This window comes from Prolixibacter bellariivorans ATCC BAA-1284, from assembly GCF_000621705.1.
Taxonomy (GTDB): Bacteria; Bacteroidota; Bacteroidia; order Bacteroidales; family Prolixibacteraceae; genus Prolixibacter; species Prolixibacter bellariivorans.
This window is the reverse complement of the sequence record NZ_JHXO01000005.1, coordinates 141481-161658: the sequence shown is the minus strand read 5'-3', so window position 1 is coordinate 161658 and position 20178 is coordinate 141481. Positions and strand designations below refer to the sequence as shown.

At 44.6% G+C, this 20178-nt stretch carries 18 protein-coding genes; 1 reads left to right on the top strand and 17 read right to left on the bottom strand.

What is annotated here, in order from left to right; genetic code table 11:
- Nucleotides 1-111: 111 nt before the first annotated feature.
- The 10 genes from T426_RS22645 to T426_RS0103790 form a co-directional block, all read right to left on the bottom strand.
- The gene (locus tag T426_RS22645) at nucleotides 112-2325 is read right to left on the bottom strand and encodes a glycoside hydrolase family 3 C-terminal domain-containing protein (RefSeq protein WP_051568929.1); all 2214 of its coding nucleotides are present in this window, start codon (nucleotides 2323-2325) and stop codon (nucleotides 112-114) included.
- 274 nt (nucleotides 2326-2599) lie between these two features.
- The gene (locus T426_RS0103825; RefSeq protein WP_036985370.1) at nucleotides 2600-3238 is read right to left on the bottom strand and encodes an endonuclease III domain-containing protein; all 639 of its coding nucleotides are present in this window, start codon (nucleotides 3236-3238) and stop codon (nucleotides 2600-2602) included.
- 328 nt (nucleotides 3239-3566) lie between these two features.
- Nucleotides 3567-4397 carry an FRG domain-containing protein gene (locus T426_RS0103820; RefSeq protein WP_025864183.1) on the bottom strand — a complete coding sequence of 277 codons (831 nt, stop codon included), beginning with the start codon at nucleotides 4395-4397 and terminating at the stop codon, nucleotides 3567-3569.
- A gap of 143 nt (nucleotides 4398-4540) precedes the next feature.
- Nucleotides 4541-5314: a hypothetical protein gene (locus T426_RS0103810; protein WP_025864182.1), complete on the bottom strand. Its 774-nt coding sequence runs from the start codon at nucleotides 5312-5314 to the stop codon at nucleotides 4541-4543.
- A gap of 153 nt (nucleotides 5315-5467) precedes the next feature.
- Complete coding sequence (locus tag T426_RS24905) at nucleotides 5468-6259, bottom strand: hypothetical protein (RefSeq protein WP_025864181.1); 792 nt, start codon at nucleotides 6257-6259, stop codon at nucleotides 5468-5470.
- A gap of 339 nt (nucleotides 6260-6598) precedes the next feature.
- Nucleotides 6599-7297: a hypothetical protein gene (locus T426_RS0103800; protein WP_027585303.1), complete on the bottom strand. Its 699-nt coding sequence runs from the start codon at nucleotides 7295-7297 to the stop codon at nucleotides 6599-6601.
- Nucleotides 7298-7424: 127 nt separating this feature from the next.
- The gene (locus tag T426_RS25690) at nucleotides 7425-7688 is read right to left on the bottom strand and encodes a hypothetical protein (RefSeq protein ID WP_153637588.1); all 264 of its coding nucleotides are present in this window, start codon (nucleotides 7686-7688) and stop codon (nucleotides 7425-7427) included.
- A gap of 63 nt (nucleotides 7689-7751) precedes the next feature.
- Nucleotides 7752-8396, bottom strand: a complete 645-nt coding sequence (locus T426_RS0103795) for a hypothetical protein (protein WP_025864179.1) — start codon at nucleotides 8394-8396, stop codon at nucleotides 7752-7754.
- A 51-nt stretch (nucleotides 8397-8447) separates the two neighbouring features.
- Complete coding sequence (locus tag T426_RS26175; RefSeq protein WP_262502846.1) at nucleotides 8448-8570, bottom strand: hypothetical protein; 123 nt, start codon at nucleotides 8568-8570, stop codon at nucleotides 8448-8450.
- 347 nt (nucleotides 8571-8917) lie between these two features.
- Nucleotides 8918-10549 carry a carboxylesterase/lipase family protein gene (locus T426_RS0103790; protein WP_211253552.1) on the bottom strand — a complete coding sequence of 544 codons (1632 nt, stop codon included), beginning with the start codon at nucleotides 10547-10549 and terminating at the stop codon, nucleotides 8918-8920.
- Between the two features lie 321 nt (nucleotides 10550-10870).
- On the opposite strand from T426_RS0103790, the gene T426_RS0103785 reads away from it, so the two are divergent.
- Nucleotides 10871-11560 (top strand): hypothetical protein, encoded by a 690-nt coding sequence (locus T426_RS0103785; protein WP_025864178.1) that lies wholly within the window; start codon nucleotides 10871-10873, stop codon nucleotides 11558-11560.
- Between the two features lie 179 nt (nucleotides 11561-11739).
- On the opposite strand, the gene T426_RS0103780 is transcribed toward T426_RS0103785, so the two are convergent.
- From T426_RS0103780 to T426_RS22635, 7 genes are all read right to left on the bottom strand, one after another.
- A complete protein-coding gene (locus T426_RS0103780) occupies nucleotides 11740-13638 on the bottom strand; it encodes a glycoside hydrolase family 97 protein (protein ID WP_025864177.1) in 1899 nt (632 codons plus the stop codon).
- 110 nt (nucleotides 13639-13748) lie between these two features.
- Nucleotides 13749-15395, bottom strand: coding sequence for an alpha-L-fucosidase (locus T426_RS0103775; protein ID WP_027585301.1), 1647 nt, complete (start codon nucleotides 15393-15395; stop codon nucleotides 13749-13751).
- A gap of 55 nt (nucleotides 15396-15450) precedes the next feature.
- Nucleotides 15451-16755 carry an L-fucose:H+ symporter permease gene (fucP, locus tag T426_RS0103770; RefSeq protein WP_025864176.1) on the bottom strand — a complete coding sequence of 435 codons (1305 nt, stop codon included), beginning with the start codon at nucleotides 16753-16755 and terminating at the stop codon, nucleotides 15451-15453.
- 48 nt (nucleotides 16756-16803) lie between these two features.
- Nucleotides 16804-17820, bottom strand: coding sequence for a zinc-binding alcohol dehydrogenase family protein (locus tag T426_RS0103765; RefSeq protein ID WP_025864175.1), 1017 nt, complete (start codon nucleotides 17818-17820; stop codon nucleotides 16804-16806).
- 11 nt (nucleotides 17821-17831) lie between these two features.
- Complete coding sequence (locus T426_RS0103760; protein ID WP_027585300.1) at nucleotides 17832-18659, bottom strand: amidohydrolase family protein; 828 nt, start codon at nucleotides 18657-18659, stop codon at nucleotides 17832-17834.
- Between the two features lie 13 nt (nucleotides 18660-18672).
- Nucleotides 18673-19716, bottom strand: coding sequence for an aldo/keto reductase (locus T426_RS0103755; RefSeq protein WP_025864174.1), 1044 nt, complete (start codon nucleotides 19714-19716; stop codon nucleotides 18673-18675).
- Nucleotides 19716-20108, bottom strand: a complete 393-nt coding sequence (locus T426_RS22635) for an L-rhamnose mutarotase (RefSeq protein WP_036984431.1) — start codon at nucleotides 20106-20108, stop codon at nucleotides 19716-19718. The genes T426_RS0103755 and T426_RS22635 overlap by 1 nt, the downstream gene beginning before the upstream one ends.
- Nucleotides 20109-20178 lie beyond the last annotated feature (70 nt).

Here is a 20178-nt window from a genome sequence, read left to right as displayed (position 1 = left end):
AAAAAGAGCCGGAACGTTTGTCCCGGCTCTTTCTATCATATCGAAATCTTACAATTCATTCCGGGTAACTCATCTCCGCCAGGGAAAATTCGCCAACCGGTATATCGCATCTTACCTGAAAAGTTTAGCAACATCAACAGACGTTTCCTGGCATTTCGATGCCCCTAACGCTGTGCTCCGGTTCCCGGGAAGCGATCCGCCAATCCAAAGTTTATATTCGCCTTTCCGAAGCACCCGTTTTCCCGCTTCATTAACCTCCATGAACGCCTTCTCGGGCAGCTCAAACTGAACAACTTTCGACTGGCCTGCAGGCACCGATACACGTTGAAAAGCGACCAGTGAATAAAAGGGATCGCCCTTTCCGGCTAACGGAGAACTGGTATACATCTGAGCCACCTCCTCTGCATCAAATTTACCGGTGTTTGAAATCGTTACGTTGGCGGTTATCTTGCCATCCGGGCCTGCGCCGATATTCATTTTACTATATTCGAATTTGGAATAGGACAGTCCAAAGCCAAACGGGAAAAGAGGTTCCTTCTCCATGTATTTGTAGGTACGCCCCTTCATCGAATAATCCTCGTAAGGAGGAAGATCGTTAACCGATTTGGGCACCGTAAACGGCAAGCGTCCGGAAGGAACGGCATCACCAAAAAGAATATTACCAACGGCGGTTCCGCCTTCTTCACCCGGGTACCAGACATATAAAACGGCATCGGCAATATCATAAATTTCGGGAATGGCGATTGGCGAACCACCTGTAATCACGACAACCAATGGGTTACCTTTCCCCTGCGCTTTAATTTTCTTAAGAAAGTCGATCTGACTTTGCGGAAGCCTGATGTCTTTCCGGTCACCTTTATGCTCTGAAGCAATGGCAGCCCCCTCTTCGCCTTCCACTAATCCATTAAGCCCCATCACAGCAATACAAACATCGGCCGCAGCTGCTCCTCCTGTCACGTAATCTATCGGATTGACATTTTTTCGGTAGGGAAGTTGACCATAACGGTAATTAATGGTCGTTCCCAGGCTCAATTGGCTGACAATTCCGTCCAGGATGTTGACTGTATTGTTGTTTACGCCATAGTAATTCCCCAACAGTACCTCCTCGTTAGCCGCTTGCGGACCGGTAACAAAAACACTTTTCAAATCCTTTTTTAGTGGAAGAACATGGTTTTTATTCTTCACCAGGACGATTGACTTTTCTGCTTCCTCTAGCGCCAGTTTTCGATGTTCATTGGAGCCAATAACATCCGGCGAAATATGCGCATACGGATTATCCCGGTTGTCATCAAAAAATCCAAGGCGAAACTTGGTTCTCAACAAATCGCGCAACGCTTTGTCAATATCTTTTTCTGTCACCAGTTTTTCATCCAATGCTTTTTTCAGGCTTTCAAATGTTCTCCCGCAATTCAAATCCAGGCCGGCTTTAATCGCCATTGATGAAGCTTCCGCTGGTGTTTTCGCCAGATGATGGTCCTTCCAGATATCCTGAATTGCTCCGCAATCGGAAACAATGTGCCCTTTAAAACCCCATTGTTTGGTGAGGATATCCTGCAACAGAAAGGGACTCGCACAGCAGGCTTGTCCATCCGTTCGGTTGTATGCACCCATAACGGCCTCAACCTTTGCCTCCTTCACAAGGGCTTCAAAAGCCGGCAGATAAGTTTCCCATAAGTCTTTGGAAGAAACCACAGCGTCGAACTGATGCCTAAGCGCTTCTGGTCCTGAGTGTACGGCAAAATGCTTCGCACAGGCAGCAGCTTTCAGGTATTTGGGATTGTTTCCCTGCAATCCTTCAACGAATGCCACTCCGATGCGGGAAGTCAGAAAAGGATCTTCGCCATACGTTTCCTGTCCCCGGCCCCAACGTGGGTCACGAAAGATATTCACATTCGGTGTCCAGAAGGTCAGACCGGCATACCGGTGATAATTCCCCATTTTCTGGGCGATGTTGAACTTTGCCCGGGCTTCATCGGAAATGGCTGTTGCTACCTGAAAAGCCAGTTTGGTATCGAAGGTAGCCCCTAAAGCAATGGCCTGCGGAAACACCGTCGCTCTTCCGTTGCGCGCCACGCCGTGGAGGCATTCGTTCCACCAGTCGTATTCCTTTACGCCCAGTCGCGGTATCGGGGCGTTGGCATTCATCAACTGACTAATTTTCTCATCGACGGTCATCGCCGAAATCAGGGCATCGATTCGGTCTTCCATCGGCAACGACATGTCGTACCACTCAAAGCTGGTGTCATTGGGCTTTTTTTCCTGAGCCATTAATCCTGCATGGAAAAAATGAAACAGGACGAGCAAGGCAATTGCTTTTGTCTTCATAGGAGTTATCAGTATAAGTTATTATTCAAATTGGTTTAATTTGCTACCTCCTTTAACCAGCCCTTTCCCGATGTACCGTCCCCTAACGGCTCCCTTCTATCTCATCTCCAGTCCGTAGCAGAACCATACCTGCCATCACCGATAGAGACAGGATTCCGCAACGTTATTTCGTAAAGGTCTGAGAAAACAAATTTGCAGAAAAAGTGTAAAAGAAACACGAATTCCACCATGAAACTTAGCCGACAACTTCCAATAACGCTACGTATCAGTTGGTTTACTGTTTTGCTTCTCTGTAATACCGGCAAACCGGATTCATGACACATGTTTCACATTTGGGATTTGTCGGGCGGCAAATCTCACGCCCCAGGAAAGAGATAGACATACCGGCCTCGTTCCATCGCTCCTGCGGGATGGCTGCCATGAGTTGCTTTTCGATTTTTTCCGGCTTGGGCTTTTCTTCCTGCATAGCAATCCCCAACCGAGGAGCTACACGCACAACATGTAAATCGACGATAATGCCTTCGGCGGTATCTCCCGATTCCCGAATAATTACATTAGCCGATTTTCTTCCGATTCCCGGTAGCTTAACCAGCTCGTCCAGGGTTCGGGGAATATGTTTATCTGTTCCAACCATCCCGGCCATCTTAATCAGCCACTTCGATTTGTTGCCAAAATTCCGGACCGAACCAATGTGTTGCTGTAAATCGGCTGGCTCAGCCCTCGAAAGCGCCTCCATATCCGGGTAAGCGGCAAAAAATCCGGGCGCCACCTCGTTGATGTGTTTATCCGAATCCTGGGCAGACAAAACAACCATCACCACCAGTTGGTAGCGGTTTTTATAATCCAGGGGGTGCTGACGTTTTCCGTATTGCTGAAATAGAGGTTCTAATTCCTTCGTCCAATTTATTTCCATAACCATCATCATTTAGTTACAACAAGAATATCTGTTACAATTAAAAGTAACGAAAATCGGTCGGTTACAAAACTCCGTGAAACGAAGAAGGAGCTAAAGCATTGCTCTAACTCCTTCTTTACCTAGTATGTGATTATCTGCTATTGTTTTTTGGGGAAGAACAACGTGGAAGCCTTCACATAGAACCGCCGCTCAATCACCTCAATCTTATTTTTCAACACATAAAAAAACCTGACAGGGTTCGGAAATCTGTCAGGGTTAAATATGCAGCAGCAAAGGCGCAACACCCCTCCCGCAATACTATTTACAATTTGTTAGGCAATGTAATTTATTCATATTCTTTAAATATTAACGGGTCTGGTTGTCCCCATGCTAAAACACTTTCTTTGTCTTTTAGAGATTTGGCTAAACCAACTAAGTCAGGGAAAATAGTCCGGTGAGTAATTCCCAAATTGTTTAAATTACTTCTGAAAGTCTTTTTCAGATTTTTAGGAATAATATATCTCATCAAATATCTATTACTTGGAATAAGCTCAGGAATGCTATATCCTTTTTGGGGATGGGGATGAATTGTGAAACAACTTTGTTGGGCATTCATTCGAGGATGCATCAGCGGAGGAAGAAAAGCCATTGGTGCTTTGGGAGTGTCCGACAGCCCATATTCTTCCCTCAGTTTTTCAGGATTGTCATGAAATATCTCATGTGATAGAAACTGCAGTGTCTTGTTTTTGCTATTTGAAGGAAGTCCATAAAAGCCATGGCTTTCGTTTAATTGCCATGGTAAAAAAGTCCATAATTCACCATCTTTGTCTAAATCTGAATCAACAACAAAAAAAGTTGCTATTAGAATATTTTCTGTCCAGTCGAGTAATCTTGTCGGCACACCATGATGTTGCATTAAAAATAACCATTCTATGTGATTGTCATTATTAGGTAGATTTGTCGCAATGGAAGGTGCTTTTCTTTTAAAATCCTCTGCAAATTGAAATTCTATATCGGGTCTAAACTCTCTATAGATTCTACTCGAATATGGCTTTCTATATATCCCAGGAGTCAATTCTTTAATAATTCTCGAATGACCTCTGAACCAATTTTCACCTAATGTTGTGCCAATTTTTATGATATTGTCAAACTTTTCTATAATTGAGGTTTGTGTCATGTTGTAGTCTTTATGTTGCCTACCGGTTGATGTATTTTTTTGTAGCGGAGTCTCAGGGCGATTTCTAATTCGGCAGGACGGAAATCGCCCCAAACACCATAGAACCCGGTATAAAATTTACACATTGTTAGCAAGCAAATTTTTTATTTTCTTTTCTGTATCTCATTTTTCACTCCAGTATAGTTCATTAAGAAATCCATACCTGTCCCCCTCGGCAAATGAACAATTGATAAAGTATTATCCTCTTTTAGGCGAAAGAAATTTAGATTCTCGTCAATGGAATTTTCAGATACAAAATAAAGGATTATATATCCATTTAAAATTATTGAATAATATGTTTTCCCATTCTTTCTATGCTTTATTGGTTGTGCGATTACATCAGTTGCTAATTCTGAATCATTTCTCCATGACATTATTACAATTGGAATATCAGAGTCAGACGAAGGCTCCTCTTCAAAAAGTTGTTCTCTTATTTTTTCTTCATAAGGCCCTAATGATACTTCTTTATATGTTTGTCTACTTGAAATTCCTGAACGCCAAAGTATCGTTAGAAGGCTGAGCTTTAAAAGTCGATAATCAATATTCTCAATTTTTAAGAACTCAACTCCTGTTTCATTTACGATTCTTTCACAATGCAACTTCTGTTCTTCAGGCATATCAGAGTTTACTAATATTTTGCCTAAGTAGCTTTCATATTTTCCAAGCCTTTCTCCATCACATTCTCGACATAGCAATCCTCCTTCATATTCTCCTGTAGGCGGTTTTGATACTTTCTCAATGCCTTTAGCCTTTGCTATTGCATCAAACTTTCGCATTCGATGGCTTCTGTCATAAAGTTCTTTGTAAAGAAACTCAGGAATAATATGGGACTTCTTTATTAGATCTGTTTCGTTTTTACATAATTTACAGATTGCCATTTTCTTTTTTTATGCTTGCTAACGTTTCGTGTAAGTTTTGTAGCGGATTCTCGGAGTGATTTCCAGTCCGGCAGGACGGAAATTGATGCGAGAATCTGCCCCCCGCACACCACCGAACCCGCTATAAAATTTACACATTGTTATGCACTGGTTTTATTTATTTTTTAGTTTTTTCTCATTGTCGCTTAATTGGATTACACAAGCTTTTAGCACATACCAATTTATTTTAGATGTACCTTCATCTGGATTAAACAGTGATTTGAGTTGTTCTTTCGGATGAATATAGTTCCTAAAGTCTCTCAATGTGTGGCTATGTTTTTTTACATCTTCATTTAATAGTCCAAGTTGAGACGCAACATTTATGAAATCTGATAATGTCCAGTTATTAAGTGTTTTTACTTTATTAGACTCATCCTTGGGAACAGACGGTGAAGAGTTGAATAGTTTTGGGTATTGCAATGCATAGCCAAGTAAAAGTCCTTCCATTACACTTCCAGTCAAAAAGAGAACTGATAAATAAGCTTTTGATTTTATACATTTTTTTATTTCATCAATCCTTGAAAGCAAAATTTGTTTGAGGTTCGTGTCAATGTTTAAATTGTCAAAGGAGATTTCATCTATATCCTTGTCTTGAAAATTTTCTGTCTCCTTGAGATTGTTGATTTTCAATCTTGCAATCATCGTTTGAATCCAATCTTTTAATTCCGCAGTTATATCAGGCGCTTCACTCGGCAAATTATCTTGGATAATGAATTTTTGATTTAAAAGAGTCTCCAAATAGTAGATTTTTATTTCTGTTGGATAGTCAGATATTTCATTGGCAATTATAGTCGTTTCATAATATAATCTCCCACCTTGATATCGAACCTGCTTCCATGTCGAAAGTTGAGAAACTTTACTTCGTACTTGTTGCTTTATGATTTCTTTAAACTCTTTTTTTATCATCTTTTCAACAGTTTCTATTCATTTCAACTTGTGCATAACTAGTGTGTAAATACAATTGTTCTTATACCCCCGTATAGGTATGTATTGTTAACCTATTATGTTGAGTCTTCAAACTCAGCCATACTAAATTAACAAAATATTTTACCATTCACTCCAATAACCATTGAACCAAAAACCTGACAGGTTTCGCAAACCTGTCAGGTTAGGAAGCTTTTCAGCAGTCCCTAATTACCACCGTCAGGGCTTGCAACAAAAACCCTGACAGGGTTCAGAACCCTGTCAGGGTAATGGTTCTTTCATTTCCCCGCCGGTGGTACCAGGCCGGCGGGGAAAGAAAGTTTAGAGGTCGTCAGACGGCTCGTCTGTGCCGCCCGGAGCGCTGCTCGTGCTGGTCAGGGTATACTTGGCCAGGCGGGCCGGGTCGTCGCGATAGATGATTTGCGCCGCCTCGCTGAGGGGAACCAGCAACTGGTACACCTCGTTCAGGCGTTTCACCCGTTCCTGGGTCAGCACGCCCCGCTCCTTCTTGAACTTCTCCTGCCCAATATTCGAGTCGCGCAGTTCGGTGGCTACCTCAGAGACGGTTGTGATCACATCTTCGCCGCAACCTGCGGCCACCAGCTCATCGTGATGTGCAGTGGCCTGGTCGCCCAGCGTTTCCATGAACAATACCATCCTCGCCTGGCTGTCGCGCGCCTTTTTATAGTCGTTCAAACCAAACTGGTTCTGAACCGCCACATTTCCGTTGAACGCCTTGCGGACAAAGTAGGCCAGGTTGGAGTAGGCATCGCTGCTCTTTTTCATCGCAGCATCCACCTTCTGGGTCCATTCGCTCATCTCGTCGATGACCACATCATCCGGCTTGATTTCCTTCACCCGGCCAACTGCTCCCTGAACCGTTGTTACATAATCAGCCGTCAGGGTGGAATCAAAGGCCGTAAAATCAGCGATATCATCATTCAACGACGCAGCTATCACGTCGGCTGTTTCCAGCATTTCTGCATCCGATGTCGAATACATTCGATTATTAATTCCCATTTTACTTACTTTTAAATTTCTATTTCATTTAACGATGGGGGTAAGCGGATGTAGCAGGTGTTGACCTGTCAAAGTAGCACCATTTCATCCACTTCCCCCGTTTTTATATTCAGCATCCACGCCCACGTCATGGCGGATGCCGACCACCACCCAGCGAACAGTCCCCACTACTCAGCGAAGTCTGCCCACCACATAGCGAAGTCCGCCCACCACTTAGCGAACGATCCCCACCACTCAGCGAAGTCTGCCCACCACTTAGCGAACGATCCCCACCAGTTAGCGAAGTCTGCCCACCACTTAGCGAACGATCCCCACCAGTGGTTACACCCGGGTGTGGGCCGGCCACCAACGCCCTGGTACCTGTTGGCGTTATGGAAGTGGTGTGGTTCATTGTTTTTTTGTATTGGCTTAGTTTTTTTCTATTGCAGTTTTCCTACCCTGTCAGGGTTACGATTCAAATCTTTAACCACTGTTCAATCTTTTCCCGGTCAATGCTTCGTCGGTGCATGGCAATAAAGTTGGCGCGGTCGTCGAACCATTCCAACACTTCTTTACGGTGTAACCGGGTCGGTTTAACCGATACACAAGCCGCGTAGGAACTCCATGGATAACCCAATGGATGGTCGCAGAAACCGTGGTGGATTGGATTGTTGTGAATGTACATCACCGCCTGTCGGAGGTAATCTTTATCAGTAATCAACTTCCGTTTAAAAGGGCGTTCGAAGAGTGCTCCGTGGCGCGCGTGGCGTTTGTTGAAGGCCTTTGTGTATGCGTTGAATAAATTGGAGAAATGTTGAAAGGGTGGTTTTAAACCTGACAGGTTTTGAAAACCTGTCAGGTTAGGTGCTCCGATGCTGTTTGAAGCCCTGTCAGGGTTAGTAAAATCAAACTCCTTCTCCTCTTTTATCCGCACCAACAGATGAAAATGATTGGGCATTAACACCCACGCGTACGTATCAGCAATAGGATGAATGAATTTATCGTACAACCGCAGGAAATGGAAATAGTTATCCTCTCCCGCAAACAGGTTTTCACCGTTGATTCCGCGATTATAAATGTGATAAAAACGGTCGGAGATGATGGGTTCGATTTTTTGCATGGTTTTGTCTTTTTTCTACCCTGACAGGATAAGGAACGACTGTTCGTGGGTTTAGTCTCTCCTGCCCGGAGCGGGCAGAAGATTTTTCTCGTTGATAGGATAAACACGGGAATAGGTTACCCCGGGAGTGAGGTTTACCTGTCGGGTCAAAAGGTTGTTCGTCGTTCGTTTCATCAGTCTCGGTTTGAGGTTATACTTATCTCTTTCAGCCGGGAATCATATCCAAATTCCGGTTGTTTTCTTTTTCCCCCGTAAACTGATGCTATTGTTTTCTGTCTTCTTGTTAACCGGACGATCGTCCGGTTGAACCAAAATGATAGCCTAACTTAATCATTATATGATTAAGAATCAATCTAAAAAAAGTCAATTACCCTACAATATAGCTTCTTACTGCGTGTATTAATGACCGATCACTTATTGCCAGCTGGTGACTCTTCTACCGAAAAACGGAAGATATCACCAATAAAGAAGGAGCTAAAGCATTGCTCTAACTCCTTCTTTACCTAGAATGTTACTATCGGTTATTGCTCGTTGGGAAAGAACAGCTTATCCATGAACCGGTAGCGGGCCTCCAGTTCCAGATCTTTTTTCTGATAGGTATCTACATTGATTTGCATGACCGGGGCTACGGGCTGGTTGCTCACCGCCTCCCATTCGGGGACACCCAGGCCGTTCGGGTTACCGGTTTTCACGAAGTTGGCGTAATACATCTGGAAGATATCCGAAACAATGTAGTCGCCCGGTTGCCAATCGTACACCCGGTTGGTGGGCAGGTTCCCCATCGCGTATTCGATATCGGCCGAATGGACCGCACCGGTTGCTCTCGGTGGCTTGGGTGCGCTCTTATCTTTATTATCCTGAACACCGCCGGCCAGTCCGGCTGTTTTGCCCGCCATCGCCGCTACCATTTCGGGCCGGGGATGACAGAAGCGGTAACGGAATACCTTTTCGCCACCGGTTTTGGCCTGCATCTCACTCCACTTCCAGGTACTGAACGCGATGAACAGGTCGGAAGCCAAATCGATGCCTCCCTGCCCCATCACGGAGGCGTCGTCGGTAATATGATACTTCTGCAGCACTTCGTCGGTTTGATCGCCGAACCGTCCTTTGAGCGCTTCTTTCAGATTTTCCAGTGTCGGTTTTTTCCCGCGCAGCAAAAAGCCCGGCGCCATCTCCTCGGAGTTCCAGCCCACCAACAACGGTACATGAGCCTGTTTCCCTTCGGAAAAGATTTTCACCGGTTGTTCGGGCAGGAAATAGCCGTCGATGACGGTGGCAAAGCGGGGCGCTTTCATGTGCAGCAATTTCTTAGCCGGGATAGCCCTCAGGTCAGCCAGCGATTGGTATCCCTCCTTTTCAGCATATTCTTCACCCGCTTTCTCGGCCTCGTTCAACGGCTCGGGCGACAGGGCTCCCATGAGTGAACCACTGGAACCGATCGCCTGCTCAAACAGGTTCTTCGATAGCGGGGAACACATCAGGGCGCTCACCGAAATCGATCCGGCCGACTCACCGGCAATGGTAATGCGATTGGGATCGCCGCCAAATGCCTTAATATTTTCTTTCACCCATTTCAACGCGGCTACCTGATCGAGAAATCCGTAGTTGCCCGATGCATGATTGGGCGACTCCTTCGTCAGGCCGGGATAGGAAAAGAACCCGAATATGCCGAGCCGGTAATTGGCGGTAATGGTAATCATTCCCCTCCGGGCCATCCGTTCGCCACCGTAACGGGGTTCACTGCCCGCACCGGCAATCAGTCCGCCGCCATAAAAATAAACCAGCACGGGAAGACCTTCTTTCCCGGTTTTGGAAGGCGTCCATACATTTAGGTAGAGGCAATCCTCGCTCATCGAATCGGTGCCAAAATTCATATCGCCAAACACCGGCAATTGCATGGGATTGGGGCCAAAATGGTCCGCTTTGCGAACGCCCTGCCAGTTTTTCGCCGGCTGTGGTTCCCTCCAGCGCAACTTTCCTACCGGTGGAGCAGCAAATGGAATTCCTTTAAAAACGTCGACCCCCGACTCGTTGACACCTTCCAGTACCCCGTTTTTAGTCGTCACGCGGGGATGCTTGCCGGTTAACTGGGCAAAAACACCAACAGCCAGGAAGAGTAGTGCGATGGTTAGAAAACTTCTTTTAGTATGCATATCCATTTGCTTTATATGATTTAATATGGGATTCACTTCCGTGAAAAGAAGCGTTACTGTGCAAAATACATTTTCATTGACATAAAACCAACATTAATAGCGGTCGGAATAAGAATTACGCACGTATCAGAAATATCCGGAAGCAAACCCCAAAACAGAAATAAGTAATTCAATTCAAATGCCTTGTACAGATTACAACAACCTACCACTACATACAAAATATCCACAATGAGAATTCAAATAACCAAAATTGGAACAACATTTATTCCCGGAGTAATAACTTCATCATCGAATTCGTCATCACATTAAACCAATAAATCTATGAAACCAGTTTGGATATTTTTCTTGCTTCTGTCTTTTAGCTACCCGGCGCTTTCGCAGGTTTCTCAAACGACAATCAACTTAGATAATCTTTCTGACAAAATCAGCTATGAGGAGAGTAAAACCAATACACTCGACGGTATTTACGTAAAGGGAACTCCTTATTTAAACAAAGAATTTACTCCGGGAGAGGTAGTCATAGATGATAGCATTACATACCCCAACATTCCGCTGAGATATAATATCTACACAGATAAAATCCAGTTTCTGAATGCTCAAAAACAAATACGGGTACTCGACAATTCGCAACAGACCTACAGATTTGAGTTTGGAAACCACACATTTACGATTCGTGATTACCTGGGCGACCAGGGTAAGGTCAAACACGGCGTTTTGGAAGTACTGGCCGATGGGCACATTCAACTATACAAAAAATATCAGGTTGATTTTGAACAAGCCACAAAGGCCATTGGATACAAAGACGCCGAACCCAACCGATTTGTCAGGCAGGATGACGAATTCCTGATTGCTATGGGAAAAGCTGTTCCTCAAAGAATTCGGCCCAACAAAAAACTGCTAAAAAAACTGGCCCGGTTTAAACCCAATATTGAACAATACGCCAAAAGTCATAAACTGAAACCGAAATCAGAGCAAGATCTCATTCAACTCATACAATACTGCAATAACTAAAAGATACCAGCAAAGCATCTGGTGGGCAAATAGAACAACCATTCAATGAGAACGCCCCTGACGATATTGTTGATTCGAAACCAGAGAGAGTTGCTGTTTTTTGTTTCGTGCAAAATATAATATCTGATACTGGTTAACAGGACCTGTATCAGATATTACGTTCGTTTGTTCTTTATCGTTTATTTTATCACTGCAACAAATCCTCCTCGCGGAAGACACGCCACGCTCATTTTCCGGTTCTTCCTGCTAAGACGAATGTTCTCGTGAATATCAAAACTTTTGTCATTGGCACCATCTTCAATGATGGTCATTCTCTTACCCAAAGAAGAAAGTCCGCTCAGCGAGAACGAAAGTGTTTTCGAATCGTTTGTTCCGTTAATGCCAGCCACATACCAAACCTTTCCTTTTCTACGCGCAATAACCACGTCAACACCCGGATACCCGGCCAACAGTTTTGTGTCATCCCATGCAGTAGGAAGGTTGGAAAGAAAATCTTTGACTGGCTTTGCAAATGAATCGTAAACCGAAGGCCTGTCCGGCATGTGCTGTATCCCGGATTCAAAAAGAAGAGGAAGCGCCAGTTCCTGCCCGTAAGTAGTAATGTGCGGATGTTGTGAATTAGAGAAAGTACCGGGAGTATAATCCATCGATCCAATAACATTCCGGGTAAAGGGCAATGTAGCATTGTGTTCAGCAGCCCGGTTGGTCAGGACACCATTATTGTTATACCATTCGGCACCATACACGGCTTCCATGCTCATCAGATTTGGATAGGTACGCTGCCAGCCCCGGGGAATGGTACATCCATGAAAATTGAGCAGTAGCTTATATGGAATAGCATCTTCTAACAGATCAAGGTAATAATTCATTGTAGAGGCGTTATCGTCAGAGAAAAAATCCACTTTGATACCGGCAACTCCAATTTTGTGCAACCATGCGTATTCTTTCAACCGTTTTTCTTTTTTATTTAACCGGAAAAACGGTCCCCCACCAGCGGGCATCCAGGCCGTACTGGAATTATACCATAACAAGGGTTTGATGCCTTTACTTAAGGCATACTTTACTGCATCTTCTATATTTCCCCCATTGGTCATAACATCCCATTGCCAATCGATTAAAGCGTAGGGCCACTTCATGTTAGCTGCCAAATCGATATATTTTTTTACAATCTCAAAATCCTTTGAGCCGTGATTATTTGCCCAGTAAACCCACGAGGCCAGCCCTGGTTTGACCCAATCGGTGTTACTTATCACTGAAGGATCAGACACGTCGGTGACCAACGTTGACTCAACGATTTTATCTAGCGGACCGATAATAAGAACCCGCCAGGGAGAAGTCCATTCGCCGGAAAAGGCCAGTTTTTTGTCAACCAATTTCACCCGATAAGTATTCGGATCCCTAGTATTGTCCAGAAAAGAACCACAATGGTTACGCTCTATATTAGCTTCGGTAACTAACACGAAAACCGAATCTTGCGGTTCGATAAGAGCCGGATAATTCCATCGGGTGCCGGTCTGCTTCTTACTACCGATACCATTGGTCGCCATTGGATAGAAACCTTCGTAGCCACCGTTATATTTTTGCATCCAACGTTTTTTACCGTTAGCAACAGGATAATCAGTAAATTCATTCGTAATATTTCCCGATGCACCGGAAGCTTTCAGGTTATATCGGAACGCGATGCCGTCATTGTATACGCGGAACGTAACATCGAGCGCCTGCCCTTTACTATTTTTAAAACGGTAAGTGCTTTCGTTAGCCGAATTGACACAATGGCTTCTTTTGCCAGTCAGCATCATATAATCATCCTTGTGTAACCTGGGCTTTGAAGCGGATACCATTTCCAGGCCTCCTGAGAAATCCTGCGACTCAGTCGACATTCCTAATTTTACTTTAGAAAAAACACTTTGCCCGTTATAGTCAACAGAAAAATAAGCTTCACCGCCATTCAAAAGCCTGGAACAGGCTACATCAACCTGCAGTTTACCATCCGGAGAAGACAGAACATCGGAAGCATATAAACATCCATCTCCCAAAAAGAAGACCAGTACTAATGTTAAAACTTTAAATAATCTCATACTGTTAAGCGTTTTACTTGCCTGTTTATGTATCAAGAAACCAGGCATTCCCAATAAAAAAGCGTTCCTTCGATCTTGCCTTCGGATTACTACCTTAACCTGGAAAACATTCACGAACGAATCTTCAAGGCAAATGCTATCTTACCCGGAACTTTTCCCGGCAAGGTTACATGTAAGCCTTCTGTGTCGCGGGTAAATGGTAATGATTGTGATATTCCCAACATCTGAACCGAGCGAATCTGCCCGGGCCAATGCTCCGAATTCCCCGATAAGGAACGAATCGTAACCTTTCCGTCTTTGGGGAAACTCAATACCATCGCATAAAGCGTGCTTTTATCTTTAGATTGTGTAAAGCGGATATCCTGCGCCGTAAACGGTTTCTTCTGTACATCGCTCTGCCCGTCAAATTGTCCTTTCTCGGACGATTTGGTAGATGGTCCCTCACCATATACTTTCCACGGACGAGTGGCATAAATAGCTTCGCCGTTTACTTTCAGCCATTCGCCAATTTCTTTGACAATTTGTATCTCATCGGAATCGGGCATACCACCACGTTGCAGAGGCACACTCAACATCAGGTTCCCATTTTTACTGACGATATCTGCCAACATGGGGATGACGGTAGAGGCCGTTTTATAGGAATGATTCTCGAAAATGGCACGATCGTAATGCCACGACCCGATACAGGTATCTGTCTGCCAGGGCAAGGGCAATATTCCATCCGCCTTTCCTCGTTCAATGTCGTACACGATGGAACGCTTCTGAATATCATTGAGGTGTTTTCCCGTGATAACTGCCTCGAGCTTTCCGTGATTCCATTGCAGGTTCGAGTTGTAAAAATGAGCCGCCAGCTTCAGGCCAATTTCCTTGTCGACCTCATACAAAGGCAGGATATCGTCATCGAAATAAACCATGTCAGGTTTATAATCATCCAGCAACTGTTTGGTCCGCCTGAAGAACTTTTCCATATAGGCTTTATCGGGAACACTACTCCCCTGTTTGGGGTCCCAGTCCCACACCAGTTTCTTTCCCGGCTTATGATTCTGGGCATAAAGCGCCTGAGGATCGAGTCCTTCCCACCATTTACCCCGTCCGTCTTCTTTGGTCATGGTCCCGTCGTAAGGAACACCAGCCAACGGGCCACTTTTGTCAGCTCCCCGTGCTGGTTCATACCACGACCAGGTGTGAGAAGCATGAACACTGACCGCAAAACGAAGTCCGTGTTTCCGGGCTGCCTTTTCCCAGCCCCCGATCAAATCCTTCCCGGGACCTAATTTAACCGAGTTCCACGGTTGATACCGGGAATTAAAATTATCGAAATTATCATGGTGATTGGCCAGTGCCATAAAGTACTGAGCTCCATTTTCCCTGTAAAAGGATAACAATTGATCCGGATTAAAATCGGCTGCCTTCCACTGGTGAATAATGTCTTTAAAACCTTTCACCGAAGGATGGCCATACTCAGCCAGGTGCGATTTATAATCCCTGCTTCCTTCAATGTACATTTCACGTGCATACCAATCGCCATGCTCCGGTTGGCACTGTGGTCCCCAATGTGCCCATATTCCGAATTTAGCATCGCGAAACCATTCCGGCACCTCGTAGCGTTGCAAAGAATCCCATCCAGGTGAAAAAGGCCCCCCGGCTATTTCATCTTCCGATTGTGGGTTAAGCAGTCCGGATGCAACGCTTTGACGCGCCAGCATCACTCCCGGTACCGATAATCCCAGTAGTTTAATCAGTGATCTTCGTTTCATGTCAATGGCTTTATGATATTGGACAATTAATCAAGTATTTATTTCATCGATGCAGCTATGCATTACCCGATGACAAGCTGAACCGTTGGCACCGCCAGCCATACAAAGCGACAATGATAAAACAGAAGAGTGGCAGGATAAATGAAAAATTAACCGCTGGTAAGCCGGCCACCTGCCCCAAATCAATGATGGCTCCCTGCAATGGTGGAAGCAAAGCGCCTCCCACAATCGCCATCACGAGTCCGGATGCGCCCAAAGGCGTGTCATTCGGATCAACTTTCTCCAATGCGATTCCATAAATTGTGGGAAACATCAACGACATAAAAGCCGATGTTGCAATGAGGCTATATAAACCGCCCATACCCTGAATAAAAATCGCCCCTGCCGACGTAACTATTCCACCTAGCGCAAATACGGTCAATAATTTCCGGGAATTAACATATTTCATCAGAAAGGTGCTGATAAAGCGGCTACTCAGAAAAACACCCATTGCTACCATATTATACCGCTCGGCTGCTGAATAAGAAATACCAAGATGATCGGCATATTGAATAATGAAAGTCCAGCACATAATTTGAGCCGCCACATAAAACAACTGGGCGATTACCCCTTCTCTGTATAACTTGTTTTTCAATAAACGCTTTGTCGTTTTTCTGATGTGAATTTGATGTTCCGGATTGGTTACCGGAATTTTAGCCAATGCTATTACCACAAACATCACGCAGACCACAATCCCAAGCAAAACATAGGGGTTTCTGATAATCATGAGATCGTGAGCCCGGATAACTGCTTTTTGCGAAGCTCCCAGTGTATTAAAGATCAAATTCCCGGTCGAATCCTTAGCACTCGATTGCAATGAATTAAGAATATATGTTGAAGCCACAAACATGCCTAAAAGTGAGCCCATAGGGTTGAATGCCTGTGCCAGATTCAGTCGCCGGGTTGCTGTTTCTTTCCTGCCCATGGAAAGAATGAACGGATTGGATGTGGTTTCCAGAAATGCCAGTCCAAAGGTCAAAATGTACAGGGACAACAAAAAGAACCCAAACATTTCGAACCGGGCTGCAGGATAAAACATCAGTGCCCCGATGGCATATAACCCCAACCCCATTAAAATTCCCTTCTTGTAGCTAAAACGCTGGATAAACAACGCTGCAGGAATCGCCATGGTAGCATAGCCTCCGTAAAAAGCAAACTGTACCAATGCTGCCTTGGCATTGGATATCTCCATTACGGTCCGGAAGGCTGCCACCATCGGATTGGTAATATCATTGGCAAATCCCCACAGGGCAAACAAACTGGTGATCAAAACAAAAGGGAAAAGATATTTTCGTTCGACCACAGGTAAAGACTTATTCATTGGATGATGGATTTAATAGCGTTTCATTGAAATTTGACACTGGAATTACTAAAACCGGACCAGTATTTTCATAACTTTTCCCGGGTTCTCAACCCACTTCTGCATTGCCGCTCCTGCCTCTTCCGGTACTACAATATCGGAAATCAAATTTGTTTCATCTAAACTACCTGCCTTAAGAAACCGGATAACCGATTCAAAGTCGGATGGATTAGCATTCCTTGATCCCATTATCTTCAGTTCCTTCTGGACCCACAGCTTCGTTTTAAACTGAATTTCGTCGCTCGCATAGCCGATGCAAACCACCCGTCCGGCAAAACTCACCTCCTGAATGGCTGCCTGATAAGTTTCTGGCCTGCCCACGGCCTCAACTACCACCGAAGGACCGTTGCCCCTGGTTATTTTCATCAATTCTTCATGAAGATCTTGTCGGACCGAATTAATCACATAGTTCGCTCCGGCAGATTTGGCTTTTTCCAGTTTTACATCATCCACATCTGCCGCAATAACAGTTGCTCCACGAAGGTTTGCCCGAACAATCGCTCCATAACCAATCATTCCGCACCCGATGACCAGCACCGTATCCCAGTCGGTCACCATCCCGTTATCCACGGCATGAAACCCAACCGTTAAGGGTTCGACCAGTGCCAGCTGTTTTTCATTCAATGCATCTTCCGACAATACCTTTTGCCATGGTACCGATATGTACCCGGCCATAGCACCATCGCGCTGTACACCCAAAGTCTCATTGTTCTCACAGGCATTGAACCTTTTTTGCCGGCAGGCCATACATTGCCCGCAATGGGTATAAGGCACAACTGTTACCTGCTGTCCTTTCAGAAAACTTTCCGGAACATCAGCTCCCAACTCCTCAATAACGGCCGAAATCTCATGGCCGGGTATTCGGGGATAGCTTACCAACGGATTTTTCCCAAGATATGAGCTTAGGTCGGAACCGCAAAAACCAACATATTTCACTTTCAACAGTATTTCGCCTGCCCCCGGGGCAGGCTTTTCCCGTTCATTAATACGTATTAATCCCGGTTCTACTATCTCGATTGTCTTCATTTGATTTTTCATTACAGATGATATACATATTGTGCATTCCCACCGAAAATCAGCTCCTGTTCATCATGACTCAACGTCGAAAAAAAACGCGAAACCAAATCATACCACTTACCATATTCTGTTGCGACCAAACACACTGGCCAATCGGAACCAAAAAGCAAACGCCCTGGCCCAAAAGCATCCAACACCGTTTCCAGATAAGGTTGAAGCTGCTCCTCCGTCCAGGTCCGGTAATTGGCTTCTGTCACCATCCCGCTTACCTTGCAAAACACATTTTCACATTGCGCCAATTCTTTCAAGTCTTTTCTCCACGCGACTATCTTATCATGTCTGATTTCCGGTTTGCCAATATGATCCAGTACAAAAAGCTGTTCGGGATGTTGTTTTACAAAGCGGATAGCTGCAGGCAATTGATGAGCAAAAATCAATACATCATAAGTAAGCCCGTAATCTTTTAGCAGGGCAATTCCCCTGTTAAATTCGCGGCCCATCAAAAATTCAGGGTCCGGTTCTCCCTGCACAACATGTCGTACGCCTTTCAACGCTGGGAACCCCAAATACTTTTCGAGCAAATCTTTTATATTCTTTTGTCGAAGCGGCAACCAGCCAACAATTCCTTTGATAAATTCGTTTTCTGATGCCAGTTTCAATAACCAGTCAGTTTCCTCAAGCGATTGTCGTGCCTGTACTGAAATAACTCCCTCAACCGGTGTTTCCAATATGTTTTCCTGCAGGTTTACCGGTAAGAAATCTCTTCGAATAACGGACATCTCATCATCAATCCAGTCATATTCCACCGGATCATATTGCCAAAAATGATGATGTGCATCAATGATCATACAAATACAATTGTTACAGGTATGGATAATTCCTACTAATTATTCCCTCATTCTTCAACTCCTTCCAAAAATCCGTCGGCAATGTATTTTCCAATACCCTCCTATTGTCTGCAATACGTTCAGGTTTACTGGGATTCAGTGCCACTCCCTTCACGGCGTGTGGTGAAATACCAAATTTCAGGCAGGCATCTCCCGGCTTTACATTGTGCTTACTGCAGATACGGAAAAAATTATCGCGCCAACGAAACAGCTGACGGTCCTCCGGAAGCTCAGGGTTTAGCTTCCGATAATTAAAATAAGCTCCGCCTGTAAGGAATCCGGCATTAAATACAGCTGAGTTAATCACGCATACACCATCTTGTTCCAACTCATCCATGAAACGAAGTAACTCAGCGGGATGATTATATATGGTAAATGAATTGGCAAACATCACCCAATCGAAGCCAATACGGTGGGATAATTCCCTGATAACGGCCCAGTCTTTGGCACCAATACCTACTGCTCTTACCAATCCTTTATTCTTCAGCTCAAACAGAGCCTGATAAGCTTCAACGATATCTTCCAAACGCTCTTCTCGTTCTTGCTCATTTGAAGCCCCGGCAAGATATTCGTCCGGATCATGCACCGAAACCACCTCACTTTTGTACCTGCCCCCCAATAAATTATTTCCCTGTTTCCAGCACTTTAAAATTCCATTATAACTAATTTTCTGGACCGCATCGAACCGGAGATTCGCCCAAACCCCCCGCTCAAATGAAGGTTCGCTTCCCTCCAGGGGAACACGGTACCACCCAAGTTTATTACTGATTATCACCTTTTCCGGATGAACTCCCAGTTTTTCCAAACCGGCACCAATTACCTCAAGGGCCAAACCGGCACCATATTTACCGGCACTGTCAATCATTACAGGACCTTCGGATTCGTGAAACCAAGCCTTCATAATGGCCATTTTTTCATCCTCCGTCAACTCCCTATAAAGATTTCCCAGAAAACTGGTTCCATAGATGATCGTTGGAAAACAAAGGCCTGTTTTACCAAGTGTTCCTTGCTCGCTCATTAATCGTTCTTTTTTAGCTGCCCTTCACTGGCAGAATAAAACTCTTGCTGGTCCATCTCGAAAATGCGTTCCATCAGCTGCCACTTCTCATCTGCCGAAGCTTTATCAGATCCTTGCTGGTACTGAGATACATGAGCCTCCCATTCAGACTGACGGGGCATCGCTGCTAATCGTTTCATATCCCGCTCATGGTCAAATTCGGGCACAGTATCCATAATCATGAATAGAATATTACCATGTATGTAGATTTCCATATCCAGAATTCCGACTGCTTTCATGCCCTCCGTTATCTCCGGCCACGATGCTCCAGGCGCATGTACCTTTTTATAGGCCTCAATTAACCGCGGATCGTTTTCCAAAGACAAAGTCTTACAATAGCGTTTATATTTCATGTGCTTATATCTTATTTTCTTAATTGCCGCGTAGAACGCGCCAACAACATATGAATGCCGTTATAGATTC